Genomic DNA, 17,490 nt, shown 5'->3' with positions numbered 1-17,490 from the left:
CACCAGAACCTCCCGCTTTGTTCATGGAAGCAACCTTCGCAAGTCTGACAGCCGCCACCGACACCGGATGGGTCGCAGACGGTGCCGACCGTCCTGGAGCGCAGTAGCACCGGCATGTGGCACGGAGAGGAGCGCGCTGCCACGATCCTTGGGGCCCTCGGAGCAGCACGGCGCACTCGACTTGGACGTTTCAGGGTCCGGTGCTGGTCTCGACCTGATCGGTGTCCCAGTGGATCACGGCTTTGCGGGTCGCACCATGACTGCTCGTCGCCAGCGCGATCGCGGACGACTGCTCACCTGATCCAGTTGCCCCCGGGCAGCCATGCCTTCCGGCATGCCGGACACCGGCGCGGCTACAGGCTCAGATTGGGCCTCGAGTACATCGTGTGCGGACGTGACCATGGTCTCGAGACGTGGCATCAGCTTTTGAGCACCTGCAAGGGTGGGCATCGTGTGGATCGACGAGAACGGCGTGGCCCACACCGCGTGGGTTCCGCCCGAGACCATCCTTGGGGAGGAAGCCGTCGCCATGCTGCGGGCCGTGCCCCGGGCGGCCGCCGACCAGGCGATCCGCGAGCTCGACGCGGTGGCCGAGTCGATCGAGGACGTGGCGCGTGCCGCTGCGGCGCCGGGACCGAGTCACCCGGAGCGGACCGATCTCGACAACCTGCCCTACCCGCCGGTCTTCCCCGGACTCGCCACGAAGGACGACGAGAAGCTGTCGACCGCACTGCTGCGGTATCTGTCCGGGGTGCCGACGGAGTGGCGATACGACGCGCTGGAGGCCATGTACGACGTACTGGAACCACCGCCGATGGATGAGAACTGATCACCTGACCAGGCCATACGCCTGCGGGAGGGACTACCCCGAAAGCTCTTTCATAAGTACAGTTATCATAAGTACACCTATGAAAGAGGTGATCATGCCTTCCCGTCCTCGGTCGGACCTGCCCCGCCCCGACGACATGTTCGACCGCGATCGCGAGTGGGCTGCCCTTGCCGGCTTCGCGCAGGACCCGACGCCCGGCGCATCGTTGGGCATCGTGTCGGGCCGCAGACGGCAGGGCAAGACGTATCTTCTTCGAGCCTTGTGCCAGGCCACGGGCGGGTTCTACTTCGCAGCCGAGGAAGCGACCGACGCCGAATCGCTGCAGCGGCTTGGCGCCGCGTTGGCCGATCATCTTGACGTACCGGCTCCCTTGACGTTCCGCGACTGGAACGAAGCCGTCGATGCGATGCTCGCCCTCGGCAACGACTCCCCGACACCAGTGGTCATCGACGAGTTCCCTTACCTGGCGCGCGCCAATCCCCGCCTGCCGTCCATCATTCAGAACGCGCTCGCACCACTGCGTCTAGAACGTGATCAGAGCAGGACACGGCTGCTCCTCTGCGGGTCCGCGATGTCTTTCATGGGCCGGTTGTTGAGTGGCGGCGCTCCCCTACGAGGCCGTGCCACGCTGGAACTCGTGGTTCCGACCCTGGACCACCAGCGCGCCGCCGAGTTCTGGGGAATGTCCGATCCCGTCACGGCACTCAAAGTGAATGCGATCGTCGGAGGCACTCCCGCGTACCGCCGCGAGTTCGTCCGCGACGACGTACCCCAGGGTCCCGACGACTTCGACGCCTGGGTCCTGCGCACCGTACTCTCCCCGACGAGTGCATTGTTTCGCGAGGCGCGCTATCTGCTCGCGGACGAGCCCGAGCTACGCGACACCGCTCTCTACCATTCCGTGCTGGCGGCGATCGCCACCGGCAACACGACGCGCGGCCACATCGCATCCTTCCTCGGGCGCAAGGCCGGGGACCTCGCGCACCCGTTGACCGTGCTGGAGGATTGCGGGCTGGTCATACGCGAGCCCGACGCCTTCCGCCGCAACCGGACGAACTTCCGGATAGCCGAGCCCCTGATCAGCTTCTACCACGCCGTGATGCGACCGATCTGGTCGGATCTCGAGCACACCAGAGATGCGTCACGGCTATGGCGAACCGCGCAACCCCGATTCGTCGGGAATGTTCTGGGCCCGCACCTTGAACAACTGACCCGCCATTGGCTTCGGCACCTCGCGCCAGAGGACCTCCTCGCCGACGCACCCCATCAGGTCGGGTCAGGTGTGGTCAACGATCCCACCGCGCGAACTTCGCATCAGCTCGACATCGCAGCCTTCGGATTCGCGGACAACGGCCCTGACCCGCTGCTGGCCATCGGTGAAGTCAAGTGGGGCGACATTGTGGGCCGCGCCCATGTAGAGCGACTCCAGCATGTTCGATCACTGCTACAAGCGAATGGCATGCCGGCTGCCGATCAGGCCCGGCTGCTGTGTGTCAGCGCCGCTGGTTTCACACCCGAGATCCAAGAGCAGGCCAACACCGACCCCACCCTCGTCCTGGTCACGGCCTCCGACCTGTATTCATGATCACGGGCTCATGGGCTCGAAAGGTTTCTGGGGGGACGAGGACCACGAGGTCAGCCGTAACAGCGGCGAAACCCGGCCGGCGACCCGGCGCAATCTGCTTACGATCAGATGACGGGAGCCTGCGGAGTCCAGTTCGAGGAGAGCCACGTTGACCGCCGTCCACCTTCCGGCGAATCCGGAGACGGTGCTCTGGGGACGATTGCCCTGTGCGGCCGACGACCCGGTGCTCACCATCGAGCCGGGCACGACGGTGATCATCGACACCGTCAGCCACGAGGGCATCCTCGAAGATCAGGGACGGGACCCGATCACCTTCTTCGCCGGCCATGGCGTCGCCGCGGACGATGTCCTGGACGACGCGATCATGATCGCCGCCAAGGTGCCGCACGATCCCGACCGGGACGGCCCCCATGTGATCACGGGCCCGATCCGGATCGAGGGCGCCGAGCCCGGTGATCTGCTCGCCCTGTCCGTGCTGGAACTCGTCCCTCGGGTTCCGTACGGCGTGATCTCCAACCGGCACGGCAAAGGAGCGCTGCCGGGAGAACTGCCCCGCAGCGGGCAGTCGGTGAGCGTCTTCACGCCGATCGCATCGCGCGACTCCGGATCCGTCGGTCTGCTCCCGATCATGGACGGCGGCGACCGGGTGGTCGAATTCCCGCTCGCGCCGTTCCTCGGCACGATGGGTGTCGCGGTCAGCGGCACCGAACGCCCTCATTCGGTGCCGCCCGGCCCGCACGGCGGCAACCTCGACATCAACCTGCTCACGGTCGGCAGCACGCTCTATCTACCGGTCCAGGTCCCCGGTGCCCTTGCCTACGTCGGAGATCCGCATTTCGCCCAGGGCGATGGCGAGGTGGCGTTGACGGCGCTGGAGGGATCGCTGCGCGCGACGGTGCGGTTCGAGGTCGTACCCCGCGAGGTCGCTCGGGCCGAGTTCGGCGAGGTCACCGGCCCGCTGGGCCGGACGCCCGACTATCTGATTCCGACCGGTCTGGACGTCGACCTGGATGAGGCGATGCGACAGTGCGTCAGGCAGGCTCTTCGCTTACTGCAGGCGCGGTACGGCATGGCCGAACACCTCGCGTACGCCTATCTCAGCGCTGCGACCGACTTCGACATTTCCCAGGTCGTCGACATCGTGTCCGGCGTCCACGCCCGGATCCGGCTGGCCGACTTCGACAGGATCGTCCGGTGAGCGAACGACCCGGTGTCCCGGCAGACCTGCTGGCGGCCTTTGACCAGTACGAGGCCGCGCTCCTGGCCGATGATGTCGCCGCGCTCGATGCCGCGTTCGCCGACGACCCCGAGACGTTGCGGGGTGATGGCAACGGTCTTCTGGTCGGCCATCCGGAGATCAGCGCGTTCCGGGGCGCTCGTGGTGGGATCCCGCCGCGCGAGATCGTCGGGATGGAGACTCGGATGCTCGGCGCTGACACAGCACTCATCGTCTCCGTATCGGCGTTCCGCGGGGGCGGTCGCGGGCTGCAAACCCAACTGTGGCAGCGGATCGGCGGCCGATGGCAGATCACCGCCGCCCACGTGACCGGCCGCGCGGCAGCGCTGGACCGATCGATCTGGCGGGTGGTCGGCGATCCGCTGATCCGCGGCTCGGCGGAGGGGCCGCTGGCCGGCCTCACGGTCGCCGTCAAGGATCTCTTTTCGATCGCCGGGTTCGCCGTCGGAGCGGGCAATCCCACCTTCCTCGCCGAACGTCCGGCCGAGGACGTCACGGCGCCGGCTGTGGCCGACCTGCTCCGGGCCGGGGTATCGGTCGCCGGCATCGCACGAACGGACGAGTTCGCCTACAGCATCACCGGAACGGACGCGCACTACGGGACGCCGCCCAACGGCGCGCTACCCGGCGGGTTGCCCGGCGGCTCGTCCAGTGGACCGGCCAGCGCGGTCGCCGCCGGCCAGGTCGACCTCGGGCTCGCGACGGACACCGCCGGATCGGTCCGGGTGCCGGCTTCGTACCAGGGTCTCTGGGGTCTGCGGACAACGCATGGCCTGGTTTCCCGGGAGGGGCTGCTGCCCCTGGCCCCGTCCTTCGACACGGTTGGTTGGCTGACCCGCGACGGGGCCACACTCGCTCGGGTCACGGCCGGAATGCTCGGCACCGGTGCCCACAGCGGATCCGCGGCGCCGCGCCTGCTGCTGCCGACCGAGTTGATCGACACGATCTCACCGGCTACTCGCGCGGCCTTCGAGGACTGGATCGCAGCGGTACGAGCCCGCGGGCGGGTCGCCGAGGTGGTCGAGGTCCGGCTCGGCGACACCGCCGACTGGTTCGACACGTTCCGCGTGATCCAGGGCGCCGAGGCCTGGCGCACCCATGGCGCCTGGGTCGAAGCCCATCCCGGAGCGCTCGGAGCCGCCGTCGCGGCCCGGTTCGAGGCCGCCTCCGCGATCACGCCGGAGCAGGAGGACGCCGCCCGGTCCCGGTTGACCCAACTTCGAGCGCGGATCCGGTCCTGCGTCGACGACGGGCTGCTCGCGCTGCCGACGACACCCGGCCCGGCTCCGTCCCGCGCCGTCTCGGGACCCGAGCTCGATGAGGTTCGGACGACGACCCTGCGGTTGACGACCGTCGCGGCGATCGGCGGTCTGCCGGCGGTCTCGGCGCCCTGGCTCCTGGTGACCACGCCGCAGGGACCGGCGCCCGTGGGCGTGTCCCTGATCGGAGCACCTGAACATGATCATGAACTGGTCAGCCGGGCCTTGGCCCTGGCCGCCAGCTGATCATCCCGACCAGACCGGACTGTCGCAGTCCGGTCCACGTTGGGGCGCCATCATCGCCTGACTCAGGAGCACCGGATGAAGATCTTGGTCGTCAACTGCAACACCTCCGCAGCGACCACCCGCACCATCGGGATCGCCGCCCGCCAAGCCGCCGCGGAAGGGACCACCGTCGAGGCCGTACAGCCCGAGTGGGGGGTGGAGTCGGCCGAGGGCTACCTGGACAGCTTCCTCAGTGCCGCCGCGGTGCTCGACCTGCTCAACTCCGACACGCGTGGGGCCGACGCCGTGGTGCTCGCCGGCTACGGTGAACACGGCCGCGAGGGCGCGCGGCAGCTGCTGACGATCCCCGTCGTCGACATCACCGAGGCCTCCGCGCAACTCGCCTGCCTGCTCGGTCACCGGTTCGGTGTCGTCACCACCCTGGCCAGCACGGTCGCCGGAATCACGGACAGCCTGACCACCGCCGGACTTTCGTCCCGCTGCGTCGCGGTGACCCATTGCGATCTGCCCGTGCTCGGGCTGCATGCCGACCTCGCTGCGACGGCCCGGACGCTCGCCGAACGTGGCCGGCCGCTGATCGAGGACGGGGCGGACGTGCTCGTGCTCGGCTGCGCGGGCATGGCCGGGCTGGATCGAGCGGTCGAGGACATCCTCGGGGTGCCGGTGGTCGAAGGCGTTTCCGCCGCCATCGGCGTCGCCGAAGTGTTGGTACGGCTCGGAAAGTCCACCAGCAAGGCAGGTCCGTACGCCCCGCCGCTGCCGCACAAGCGACGGCAGTTCCGGCCGTGACCTAGGAGGGCGGTTCACGGGACCGTTACGAACTCCGGCGATGAACGCAACATTTCACGGCAAGGCTGTGCGAACACATCGTTTCATCGACGGGGGATTCATGGCGATCTATCTGGCCCGCCGCCTGGCCCAGGCGATGGTGACGATCTTCGCGATCGTCACCATTGCGTTCGTCTTCGGCCGGCTGGCCGGCAGTCCCGCGGTCCAGTTGCTCCCCGAGCAGGCGACGAGGGAGCAGATCGACGCGCTGAACGCGAAGCTCGGCTTCGACCGGCCCTATGCCGAGCAGTACGTCGGCTACCTGGTCGGGCTGCTGCGGGGAGACTTCGGCGACTCCTACCGGCAGACCGGACAGTCGTCGATGGCCCTCGTGTGGGAACGGCTGCCGTCCTCGTTGCACCTGGGCGCCACCGGCCTGGCGATCGGCCTGGTGCTCGCCTTCGCGGCGACCTTGATCATCCAGCTGACCGGCAGCCGGCTGCTCCGCTCGCTGATGCTCGCCGCGGGGTCGATCCGCGGGTCCGTCCCCGACTTCTTCTTCGGACTACTGCTGGTGATCATCCTCTCGGTCGGACTTCACCTGCTCCCTTCCCTGGGCAGCGGATCACCACTGTCGGTGATCATGCCGGCCCTGACGATCGGGTCGGCACAATTCGTCGTGTACGTCAGGCTGCTCGACAACGCGATGAACGAAGAGCGCCTCGCCGACTACGTCCGCACGGCTCGGGCCCGCGGCGACGGCTCGGCCCGCGTGGTGCTGTCGGCGATCCTGCCGAACGCGGCGTTGCCGGTGATGACCGTCGCCGGAATCAACCTGGGCAGTTTCCTCGGCGGTCTGGTCCTGGTGGAGAACGTGTTCGCCTGGCCCGGCCTCGGCCAGCTGATCGTCAACTCCGTCTACGCCCGTGACTTCCCCGTGGTGCAGGCCGGTCTGATCATGGTCGCGATCCTGTTCATCCTGGCCAATCTCCTGGTCGACCTGCTGCAGGGCGTCCTCGACCCGAGAGCGAGGCTCGCGTGACCGCAGCGATCCTGCCGTCGTCCGGCGCCACCGCCACCAGTTCCGGCCGGTCCCGCGGCCGACCCGCTCGGCGTGGCCGACCGAGTCCGCTGCCCTGGATCGGCGCCACGATGATGCTCGTCGTCATCGGGTACGTGATCATCGTCCCCCTGTTGCCGCTCTACGACCCGTACGGCCAGGACCTGACGATGATCCTGCTCAGGCCCGGCCAGCACCCGGAGCATCTGCTCGGCACCGACAGCCTGGGCCGGGACACGGCGAGCCGGCTCGCCCTGGCCGGCCGCGTGACGCTGCTGATCGTTCTCGCCATCATCGTCGCCAACGCCGTGATCGGCTTGATCATCGGAACGGTGGCCGGCTACTTCGGCGGGCGGCTGGACAACCTCCTGATGGCCGTCGCCGACATCCAGCTCGCGCTCCCGGTGATCTTGGTTCTGATCGCGCTCTCGGCGACCTTCGGCCCCGGCGTGATGTTGATGGTGACCGTCCTGTCCGTCACCTACTGGGTCGGCTATGCCCGGGTGGCTCGCACCGCCGCGCGATCGCTACGGGAGCGTGACTTCGTGCTGGCGCCGAAGCTCCTCGGTGCCGGCACACCGCACATCCTCCGGGTACACGTACTCCCCGGGGTGCTGTCCCAGATCCTCATCCTCGCCAGCACCGATCTCGGTCAGGTGATCTTGCTGATGTCGTCCTTCGACTATCTGGGCCTGGGCATCCAGGCACCCACGCCGAGCTGGGGTTCCATGATCAGCGAGAGTCAGAAGTACCTGCGCCAGAACGTCTGGCAGGCGGTCGTGCCGGGCACGATGATCTTCCTGGTCGTGGCCGGGATGAACCTGTTCAGCCAGCGCTTCACCTCCGAGACGGCGGCCCGGCATGGCTGAGCCGCTGCTCGAGGTCCGTGACCTCACGATCGGGACCGGCACCGGCGAGGACCGCATCACGCCGGTCGAGCAGGTCAGTTTCGACCTCGCCGCGGGCGAGACCCTGTGCATCGTCGGCGAGTCCGGTTCCGGCAAGAGCCTGACGCTGCTGGCCGTCCTCGGACTGCTGCCGACGCCGTTGACGGTGCTGTCGGGCAGCATCCGCTACCGCGGCCGCGAGTTGATCGGGCTCTCCGACCGCGAGCTGCGGCCGCTGCGGGGCAAGGACATCTCGATGGTGTTCCAGGACCCGATGACCGCGCTGAACCCGGTGAAACGGGTCGGCAGCGAATTGCGGCGGGCCATCCTCGCGCACCGGCCCGGCCTCGGCCGGGCCGAGGCCGACCTTCAGGTACGGGAGCTGCTCGACGAGGTGGGCATCGCCAATCCCGGGGTACGGGCTCGCAGCTACCCGCACCAGTGGTCGGGCGGCATGCGGCAGCGGGCGGTGATCGGCATGGCGATGGCCAACAACCCGTCCGTTCTGCTGGCCGACGAACCCACCACCGCGCTCGACGTCACCGTGCAGGCCCAGGTGATCGACGTCCTCGCCCGCCGCCGGGAGGCCACCGGCGCCGCGATGATCATGATCACTCATGATCTTGGTCTGGTGGCCCAGGTCGCCGATCGGATCGCGGTGATGTACGCGGGCCGGATCGTCGAGCAGGGAACCGTCTGGGATCTCTTCGACGACCCGCGGCACCCCTACTCCGCCGGGCTGCTGGCCAGCCTGCTCACCCGACAACGGATCGGCCGGCGTGCGTACGCCATCCCCGGCGCCCCACCCGCGCCCTCCGCCCGCCCCGCGGGCTGCCCGTTCGCCCCTCGCTGCGAGCACCCGGCAAGGTCGGAGCGGTGCTCGGCCGACGTGCCAACCCTGGTCGAGTTGACCGCGACCCGCTCGGTCGCCTGCTGGCCCGAAGGAGCGTCCCGATGAGTACCGTGAACCCGCCGGTCATCGAGATCGACGACCTGCACGTCGAGTTCACAACCCGGCGCGGGCTGCGCCGGCACCGGGTCCGCGCCGTCGACGGGGTCACCCTCACCGTCGGCCGGGGCGAGACGCTCGGCCTGGTCGGCGAGTCCGGGTGCGGCAAGTCCACCCTGGTGCGCACGCTGTTCGGGCTCAATCCGATCAGGCGCGGCTCGGTCCGGGTGCTCGGGCAGGACCTCCGGACCGCGGACGCGACCGCCAGGCGCGCCTTGCGCACCCGGATCCAGCTGGTGTTCCAGGACCCGTTCTCGTCCCTGAATCCGCACCTCACCGCCCACGACATCGTGGCCGAGCCGCTGCGGATCGTTCGCGGCTACACGCCCGCCCGGGTCACCGAACTGCTCGGCCTGGTCGGGCTCGGCACCGATGCGCTCCGCAAACTGCCCCGCGAGTTCTCCGGCGGCCAGCGGCAGCGGATCGGCATCGCCCGTGCGCTCGCAACCAACCCCGAGGTGCTGGTCCTCGACGAGCCGGTCTCAGCGCTGGACGTGTCGGTCCAGGCCCAGGTGCTCAATCTGCTCGTCGACCTGCAGGAAGAACTGGGCCTGTCCTATCTGTTCATCGCCCACGATCTGACGGTGGTCCGGCACATCGCCAGCCGGGTGGCGGTGATGCACCTCGGCCGGCTGGTCGAACTCGGTCCGCGGGACGAGGTCTTCGACCAGCCCCGGCACCCGTACACGCGGGCACTGCTGGCCTCGGTGCCGGTTCCCGACCCGCACGCACGTCGGCCGACCACGCCCGGCATCGTCGGCGAGCTGCCCGATCCGGCCGATCCGCCGAGTGGCTGCAGCTTCCGGACCCGGTGTTCCCACGTGATCGAGACCTGCTCGACGATCGTCCCCGTGCTGACCAGAGATGCTCACGCGGCCGCCTGTCTCAACCCCGCACCAGCGCCCGACCCAGCATGAGGAGAGTCATGTCCGTACGACGTCTTCGCGGAGCTCCCGCCGCCATCGCGACCGCGCTCCTGGCCGCTTCGCTGACCCTGTCCGCCTGTGGCGGCACCACCTCCGCTTCGGGGCCGGCGGTGACCGAGATCGTCCTCGGCCAGGTCACCGAGCCCGCCAACTCCCCCGATCCCGTGATGGACGGTTCGCTGGCCGGCTACAGCTACTACTACAACCTGTACGACAGCCTCACCGTGCTCGACAACGACGGCAAGATCACGCCGCGGCTGGCGACCGAATGGAAGTCCAGCGACGATCTGAAGACGTGGACGTTCACCGTCCGCACCGGCGTGACGTTCCACAACGGCGATCCGCTCACCGCGGCGGACGTCGCGTACACGTACCAAACGATCTTGGCCAACCCCGAGTCCGGCCCACGCTCCTACATGCAGCCGCTGAAGTCGGTCGAGGCGACCGACGACACCACCGTGGTGTTCCACCTGAAGACCCCGTTCTCGCCGTTCCCGTCCGTGACCACCTCGGTGTCGATCGTCCCGAAGGAGGTGTACGCCGAGCTCGGGTCCGAGGAGTTCGCCAAGGCGCCGGTCGGGAGCGGGCCGTACCGGTTCGAGAGCTGGACCAAGGGCGTCAGCTACGTCATGGTCCGCAACGACGACTACTGGGGACCGCGCCCGCCGCTGGACAAGATCACGTTCCAGACCGTCGCCGACGAGGACGCCCGGCTGAACGGCGTGCTGTCCGGCAGTCTTGATCTTGCCCTGATCGCGCCGAACCAGGTGGACAGCCTGGCGGGCAACCCCGACGTGCGCGCCGAATCGATGGAGTCCAACGGCGTCACCTTCCTCGGTCTGAACGCCACCGCCGGGCCGCTGCAGGACGAGAAGGTGCGCCGGGCCCTGGCACTGGCGATCGACAAGGAGGCGTTGGCGTCCGGCGTCCTGTCCGGCCGGGCGGCGGCACGGGCCCAGCTGATCGCGCCGCGGGTGGCCGGCTTCGACCCCTCGGTGGAACGGAACGTCCACGACCTCGAGCAGGCCAAGGCCCTGATCGCCGAGTCCGGCTACTCCGGCGAGCCGATTCCGTTCGAGTACGCGGTCGACGGCCGGATCCCGCTCAGCGAGGAGATCGCCCAGGCGATCCAGGGCATGGCCGCGGAGGCCGGCATCACGCTCGACCTCAAGGGCATGGACCAGGCCACGCTCTCGTCACGCATCTACAGCACCGAGGACATGGCGGGCGTCTACCTCAACACCTACGCGCCGTCGCAGATGGACGGCGACCCGGTGATCGAGGACATGTTCGCCGGCGGCAGCAACGACTACGCCGAACTCGACGAGACCAACGCCCTCGTGCTGAAGACCCGCGAGACCTCCGCCCAGGAACGGATCGACACGTACGGGGAGCTGATGGAACTGAACCTCGAACGAGCCCTGCTGATCCCGCTGTACACCCCGGAGACCAACTACGTGGTCGACGCCGGGCTCGCCTGGCAACCGCGCGCGGACGGACTGTTCTTCTTCGGCGGCACGGCCCAGTGATCAAGGAAAAGATGATCAAGGAACAGCCGGTGATCACCGATGACTCGAAGATCACCCGGATCCGGGCCGATCACGTGCTGGGTTGGGACGGCACCGACCATGTCCTGATCACCGGCGGCGAGGTGGTGTACCGCGGCGCGACCATCCTGCACGTCGGTCACGGCTGGTCGGGTCCCGTCGACGAGGACCTCGACGCCGGCCCGTCGGTGATCATGCCGGGCTTCATCGATCTGGACGCGCTGGCCGACATCGATCACTGCCTGCTCGACTCCTGGGCCGACCGGGACGTCTCGGGGTCGTTCAACTGGGACGCCGACTACGTCCCTCGGCGTCGGCACGTGTTCGATCAACGGCAGCGCGCGATCGTCCGCGAGTTCGCGATCGCCCAGCTCGCCCGGCACGGGGTGACCACGTTCATGCCGATCGCCTCGGAGGTTCACTCCGCGTGGGCCGAGACGTACGAGGACTTCGTCGACGTCGTCGAGATCACCCGGCGGATCGGGCTGCGGGGCTACCTGGGCCCGTCCTACCGTTCCGGGGTCAACGTCGTCACCGACCACGGCCCGGACGTGCACCGGGAGGAGGAGCTGGGCCGGGCCGGCCTCGCCGATGCCGTCCGGTTCATCGAGTACGTGAACGGGCTGGACCTCGACCTGGTGCGTCCCGCCCTGCTCCCCTGCCGGATCGAGACGCTCACCCCGGACCTGATGCGGGCCACGGCCGAGGCCGCCCGCCACTACGACGTCCCGGTCCGGCTGCACTGCCTGCAATCGCCGGCCGAGGAGCCTTATCTTCAGCGCTGGTACGGGATGGGCGTGATCGACACGTTGGAGGAGACGGGCCTGCTCGGCACCCGGCTGCTGATCCCGCACGGCAAGACCCTCGGGGACCTGCGGGATCCGGCCGTCGCGGCCGGCCCGGATGTCCGGCGCCTGGTGGCGGCCGGGGTGCCGATCATCCACTGTCCGCTCACCTCCGCCCGGTACGGCGGCGCGCTGCACACGTTCGAGGCGTACCGGAAGGCCGGCCTGACGATGGTGCTCGGCACCGACTCGTTCCCACCGGACCTGGTCCGTGGCATCGACGTGGGCGTCCAGGTCGCCAAGATCATTGACGGCCGGCTGTCCGCGGGCAACATCGCCGACTACCTGCGCGCCGGGACCGCCACCGGGGCGGATGTGCTCGGCCGTCCCGATCTTGGTCGGCTGGCGCCCGGCTGCGCGGCGGACCTGGTCGTCGCCGACCTGGGTGACTTCGCCACCGGAGTCGTCGAGGACCCGATCCGCACCTTGATCGTGAACGGTTCGGGCCGCGACATCACCCGGACCGTCGTCGCCGGCCGGACCGTGATGCTCGACGGCGTCGTCCTCGGCGTCGACCAGGATCAACTCGCCCGGCAGGCCCAGGAGCTGTTCGGCCTGATGCGGCAGGCCTACGGCGAGCGTGATCGCCTCGGCCGGTCGGCCGATCAGCTGTTCCCGCCGACGTACCGGCGGGAACCGCGTCCATGATCACCGAGGCGTACGAACTCGAAGGCCGGGCCGTCGTCGACGGCCGGGTCGTCCAGGCCAAGATCACCGTCAGGGACGAGTTGATCATGGCCGTCGACCAGGCCGGCAACGACCCGGGCCATGGGCCGGTGCTGCTGCCCGGCGTCGTCGACACCCATGTCCACCTGAACGATCCGGGCCGCGCGGAGTGGGAGGGCTTTCCCACCGGGACCGCCGCGGCGCTCGCGGGCGGCGTCACCACGGTGATCGACATGCCGCTCAACTCGCTGCCGCCGACCACGACCGTCGAAGGCCTCGCTGCGAAACGGCAGGCGGCACGCGACCGCTGCTCGGTCGACGTCGGGTTCTGGGGCGGTGCCGTACCCGGCAACCTCGACCAGCTGGAGCCGCTGTGGAACGCGGGCGTGTTCGGCTTCAAGTGTTTCCTCTCGCCGAGCGGGGTCGATGAGTTCCCGCCGCTCGATCCGGCCGAACTCCACCGGGTGATGGTCGAAGTGGCCCGGCTCGGGGCGTTGCTGATCGTGCATGCGGAAGACCCCACCGTGCTGGACCGGAGCCCGGCGGCACCGTCACCCGCCTATGCGAGTTTCCTGCTCTCCCGTCCGGATGCGGCGGAGACCGAGGCGATCCGCGGCCTGCTGCGCGAGGTCGAACTCACCGGAGCCCGGACCCATGTGCTGCACCTCTCCAGCGGCCGGGCCCTGCCCCTGCTCGCCGAGGCACGCTCCGCCGGGCTGCCGGTCACGGTCGAGACCTGCCCCCACTATCTCTGCCTCGACGCCGCCGAGGTGCCGGACGGCGCGGCCGAGTACAAGTGCTGTCCACCGATCCGTGATCGCGGCAACCGGGACGCGCTCTGGGCGGGACTGGTCGATGGCGTGATCGACCTGATCGTTTCCGATCATTCGCCCAGTACGCCCGACCTGAAGTACCCGCCGGGCCGAGATCTGCTCCAGGCCTGGGGCGGCGTCTCGGGCCTCCAGGTCGGACCGTCGGCCGTGCTCGACGCCGCCGCCGGGCGCGGGATCGGACCGGAGCGGGTGGCCGACTGGATGAGCGGCCGGCCGGCTGCATTGGTCGGGCTGCCGGATCGTGGCAGGATCGCGCCAGGCCTCCGCGCCGACCTCATCGAGTGGGACCCGGACCGCGCGACGGTGATCGACGCGAACCGGCTGCTGCACCGGAACCCGGTGAGTGCCTGGCACGGCCGCCGGCTCCGGGGAGCGGTCAGCCGGTCCTGGCTGGCCGGCCGTACGTCCGCCGAGGCGGGGGCCGGAACCGGTCGGCTGTTGATCCGAGGAGGCGTCGCCGCATGACCGACCCGACTGCGGACTTCCCGGCGCCACCGACGCGTCTGCTGATGGGACCGGGACCGGTGAACGCCGATCCACGGGTTCAATTGGCCCAGGCTTCGGCCCTGGTCGGCCAGTTCGATCCCTGGATGACGGACACCATGAACCAGACGGCGGGCCTGCTGCGGGGGGTGTTCGCCACCGCGAACGAGGCCACGTTCGTCGTCGACGGGACCTCCCGGGCGGGCATCGAGGCGGCCCTGGTCTCGCTGCTCGAGCCGGGCGACCGGGTGCTCGTGCCAGTGCTGGGCCGATTCGGGCTGCTGCTGGCCGAGATCGCGGAACGGGCCGGTGCGGTCGTCACCACCATCCACCGGCCCTGGGGTGAGGTCTTCACGCCGGACGAGGTCGAGGCGGCTGTCCTACAGCACCGGCCGAAGCTGCTCGCCCTGGTGCAGGCCGACACCTCGACGACGATGCTGCAGCCGCTGGCCGAGATCGGTGACCTGTGCCACCGGCACGGCGTGCTCAGTTATGTCGACGCCACCGCCTCGATCGGCGGCAACCCACTGCACACCGACGACTGGCGGCTCGATGTCGTGACGGCCGGCCTGCAGAAATGCCTGGGCGGCCCGTCCGGCGCCGCCCCGATCACGTTGTCCCCCGCGGCGGTCGACGTGATCCGGGCCCGGCGCCACGTCGAGGCCGGCATCTCCGACGGCTCCGCCGGCCGAGGACTCAGGATCGGTTCGAACTACTTCGATCTCGCGATGATCATGGACTACTGGGGTGAACAGCGGCTCAACCACCACACCGAGGCGGCGACCCTGCTGTACGCGACCCGCGAGTGCGCCCGGCTGCTGCTGGCCGAGGGGGTCCCCCGGGCGGCCCAGCGGCACGCGCTGCACGGCGGTGCCATGGCCGCCGGTCTCGTCGGTCTCGGCCTGGACCTGTTCGGCGACCAGGCGCACCGGATGGCCAACGTCGTCGCCGCGCGGATCCCCGCAGGCGTGGACGGCGAGGACTTCCGGCGTGAACTCCTGGTCGACTACGGGATCGAGATCGGCACGTCCTTCGGTCCCCTGGCCGGCACGGTCTGGCGGATCGGGGTGATGGGTTGGAACGCCCGTCGCGACGCGGTGCTCGTCACGCTGGCGGCGATGGAACAGGTCCTTCGGCGGCGTGGCGTGCCGGTCGAGCCGGGTGCCGGCGGACGAGCCGCTCGGCGACACTACGACGAAGCGGGAGCCCTGTGAAAACCCTCACCACCGATGTCGATCGCGCGGCGGAGTCGATCATGGCCCGGTGCGACGAACTGGCCGCGATCTCGGCCGATCCGGCCGGCATTCACCGGTTCTATCTGAGCCCCCAGCATCGGCACGCCGACCGGCTCGCGGCCGACTGGATGGAGGCGGCCGGACTGACCACCTGGCTGGATCCGGCCGGCACCCGCTGCGGCCGGATCGAGGGAGCCCGTCCCGGGTTGCCGGCCGTCCTGCTCGGCTCGCACCTGGACACGGTGCCCGACGCCGGGCGCTTCGACGGGATCCTCGGTGTGCTGGCAGCGATCGCGGTGGCCGAGGTGTTCAGCGATCGCGCCGCCGAGCTGCCGTTCGCGCTGGAGGTGCTGGCCTTCCACGAGGAGGAAGGGGTCCGGTTCGGCACCACGCTGATGGGATCCCGGGCGGTCGCCGGCACCTGGGACGACGCGTGGTTCGACCGGGTCGACGGCGACGGCATCGAGGTGCGGACCGCATTGCGGCAGTTCGGCCTCGACCCGGCCGGTGTTTCCGGGGCAGCCCGCCGGCCCGAGGACGTCCTCGCCTATCTCGAGGCGCACATCGAGCAGGGTGCGGAGCTCGAAACGGCCGGCGAGTCACTCGGCGTCGTGACCAGCATCGCCGGTGCCCGGCGCCTCCAGCTCGAGATCATCGGCGAGGCCCGGCACGCCGGCGGCACACCGTACGAGCACCGCCGGGACGCCCTCGCCGGTGCCAGCGAGGTCTGCCTGGCCGTCGAGCGACTGGGCCGGGAACGCGGCGTGATCGCCACCGTGGGAAACATGGCCATCTCGCCCGGCGTCGCGAACGTCATCGCCGGGAACGCGACCCTGACCGTCGACCTGCGGGCCCGGTCGGATCCGGAGCGCGACGCGGCGGTCGCGGCCGTCCTCGAGGACGCCCGACGGATCACCGCGCGGCGCGGGCTCGAGCTCGCCGTCCACGAGACGCACACCGCCCGGTCCGTCGATTGTGACCCCGCCCTGCAGGACGCGATCGCCGCCGGCATCAGTGCCTCGCGCCCCGACGGTCATCGGCCGCCCCGCCTGTGGTCGCGGGCCGGGCACGACGCCATGGCGATGGCCGACCTCTGCCCCGTCGGGATGCTGTTCGTCCGCTGTCGCGGCGGCATCAGCCATCATCCCGACGAGTCGGTGACGGTCGACGACGTCGCCGCTATGGTCCGGGCCATGGTCGCAGTTGTCGACGAACTCGCCGGGCGCCACGAACAGGGAGAGGTCTCGCGATGACGATCGAAGAGCGGATCATGGCCCGGTACACCGACTTCACGCCGCAGGCCAGGCGCGCGGCCGACGTCATCCTCCAGCACCGAGACGACCTCGCCACCTTCTCCTCCGCCGAACTCGCCGAACTGAGCGGGGTCTCCCGGGCCACGCTGAGCCGGCTCTACCGGCAGCTCGGCTTCGCGTCCTTTGCGGACCTGCGCGAGCAGGCCCGAACCCTGCGCAGCCGCGGTGTCCCGGTCGGTGACCGTCCGGTCGCCCACGAGGACCATCTGGCCGCCGAACACCGCAACCTGCGCCGGATGCTCGACTCCACCGAGCCGTCCGACTGGGACGCGATCGCGGCCAACCTGCGTGCGGCACGTTCGGTGACCGTGGTCGGCTTCCGGAACTCCTATCCCGTCGCCCTGCACCTGCGGGAGCAGCTGACCCAGCTCCGCGACGGCGTCCGGCTGCTGCCGCTGCCGGGCCAGACGCTCGCCGAGGAGTTGGTCGGTCTCACCCGGGGCGACACGGTGATCCTGGTCGGATTCCGACGCCGACCCTCGGGGTTCGCGGCCATCGTCCGGGCCGTCGCGGACAGCGGCGCCGACCTGCTCCTGATCGCCGACGGTTCGGCCCGGCGCTACACGCCGACCGCGACCTGGTGGATCGAGGTTCCGTTGGATTCCGACGGCCCCTTCGACTCGTACGCCGCCGCGATGAGCGCGGTCGCGGTGCTCGCGAACGCCGTCGGCACCGCTCCGGCCACGGTCGCCCACGAGCGGATCACCCGGATCGCCGAGCTGTACGACGACCTCGGCGAGATCGAACTCTCCTGATCCAGGC

At 69.7% G+C, this 17,490-nt stretch carries 15 protein-coding genes; all 15 read left to right on the top strand.

The window, feature by feature from the left end:
* The first annotated feature begins 451 nt into the window (after positions 1-451).
* On the top strand, positions 452-829 hold the full coding sequence (locus ACFQU4_RS28250) for a hypothetical protein (protein ID WP_377498522.1): 378 nt from the start codon (positions 452-454) through the stop codon (positions 827-829).
* Between the two features lie 79 nt (positions 830-908).
* Entirely contained in the window at positions 909-2,414 is a 1,506-nt protein-coding gene (locus tag ACFQU4_RS28245) for an ATP-binding protein (RefSeq protein WP_377498520.1), read from the top strand.
* Between the two features lie 148 nt (positions 2,415-2,562).
* Positions 2,563-3,612, top strand: a complete 1,050-nt coding sequence (locus ACFQU4_RS28240; protein WP_377498518.1) for an acetamidase/formamidase family protein — start codon at positions 2,563-2,565, stop codon at positions 3,610-3,612.
* A complete protein-coding gene (locus tag ACFQU4_RS28235; protein ID WP_377498516.1) occupies positions 3,609-5,156 on the top strand; it encodes an AtzH-like domain-containing protein in 1,548 nt (515 codons plus the stop codon). Before ACFQU4_RS28240 ends, ACFQU4_RS28235 begins: the two co-directional genes overlap by 4 nt.
* A 75-nt stretch (positions 5,157-5,231) precedes the next feature.
* Complete coding sequence (locus ACFQU4_RS28230; protein WP_377498514.1) at positions 5,232-5,945, top strand: aspartate/glutamate racemase family protein; 714 nt, start codon at positions 5,232-5,234, stop codon at positions 5,943-5,945.
* Positions 5,946-6,045: 100 nt separating this feature from the next.
* The gene (locus tag ACFQU4_RS28225) at positions 6,046-6,966 is read left to right on the top strand and encodes an ABC transporter permease (RefSeq protein WP_377498512.1); all 921 of its coding nucleotides are present in this window, start codon (positions 6,046-6,048) and stop codon (positions 6,964-6,966) included.
* A complete protein-coding gene (locus ACFQU4_RS28220) occupies positions 6,963-7,853 on the top strand; it encodes an ABC transporter permease (RefSeq protein WP_377498510.1) in 891 nt (296 codons plus the stop codon). Before ACFQU4_RS28225 ends, ACFQU4_RS28220 begins: the two co-directional genes overlap by 4 nt.
* Positions 7,846-8,829 carry an ABC transporter ATP-binding protein gene (locus ACFQU4_RS28215; protein WP_377498508.1) on the top strand — a complete coding sequence of 328 codons (984 nt, stop codon included), beginning with the start codon at positions 7,846-7,848 and terminating at the stop codon, positions 8,827-8,829. Before ACFQU4_RS28220 ends, ACFQU4_RS28215 begins: the two co-directional genes overlap by 8 nt.
* Entirely contained in the window at positions 8,826-9,797 is a 972-nt protein-coding gene (locus ACFQU4_RS28210) for an ABC transporter ATP-binding protein (RefSeq protein WP_377498506.1), read from the top strand. The genes ACFQU4_RS28215 and ACFQU4_RS28210 overlap by 4 nt, the downstream gene beginning before the upstream one ends.
* An 8-nt stretch (positions 9,798-9,805) precedes the next feature.
* Positions 9,806-11,335, top strand: a complete 1,530-nt coding sequence (locus ACFQU4_RS28205; protein WP_377498504.1) for an ABC transporter substrate-binding protein — start codon at positions 9,806-9,808, stop codon at positions 11,333-11,335.
* Positions 11,336-11,346: 11 nt separating this feature from the next.
* Positions 11,347-12,846: a chlorohydrolase family protein gene (locus tag ACFQU4_RS28200; RefSeq protein ID WP_377498502.1), complete on the top strand. Its 1,500-nt coding sequence runs from the start codon at positions 11,347-11,349 to the stop codon at positions 12,844-12,846.
* Positions 12,843-14,162: an allantoinase AllB gene (gene allB, locus ACFQU4_RS28195; RefSeq protein WP_377498500.1), complete on the top strand. Its 1,320-nt coding sequence runs from the start codon at positions 12,843-12,845 to the stop codon at positions 14,160-14,162. The genes ACFQU4_RS28200 and allB overlap by 4 nt, the downstream gene beginning before the upstream one ends.
* Positions 14,159-15,394: a pyridoxal-phosphate-dependent aminotransferase family protein gene (locus ACFQU4_RS28190; RefSeq protein WP_377498498.1), complete on the top strand. Its 1,236-nt coding sequence runs from the start codon at positions 14,159-14,161 to the stop codon at positions 15,392-15,394. Before allB ends, ACFQU4_RS28190 begins: the two co-directional genes overlap by 4 nt.
* Complete coding sequence (locus ACFQU4_RS28185; protein WP_377498496.1) at positions 15,391-16,668, top strand: allantoate amidohydrolase; 1,278 nt, start codon at positions 15,391-15,393, stop codon at positions 16,666-16,668. The genes ACFQU4_RS28190 and ACFQU4_RS28185 overlap by 4 nt, the downstream gene beginning before the upstream one ends.
* Entirely contained in the window at positions 16,665-17,483 is an 819-nt protein-coding gene (locus tag ACFQU4_RS28180; RefSeq protein ID WP_377498494.1) for a MurR/RpiR family transcriptional regulator, read from the top strand. Before ACFQU4_RS28185 ends, ACFQU4_RS28180 begins: the two co-directional genes overlap by 4 nt.
* Positions 17,484-17,490: the final 7 nt, after the last annotated feature.

This window comes from Microlunatus sp. GCM10028923, from assembly GCF_042666975.1.
In the GTDB taxonomy this organism is placed as follows: Bacteria; Actinomycetota; Actinomycetes; order Propionibacteriales; family Propionibacteriaceae; genus Microlunatus.
The sequence above is the reverse complement of the archived record's forward strand: the minus strand, read 5'-3'. Positions and strand labels throughout refer to the sequence as shown.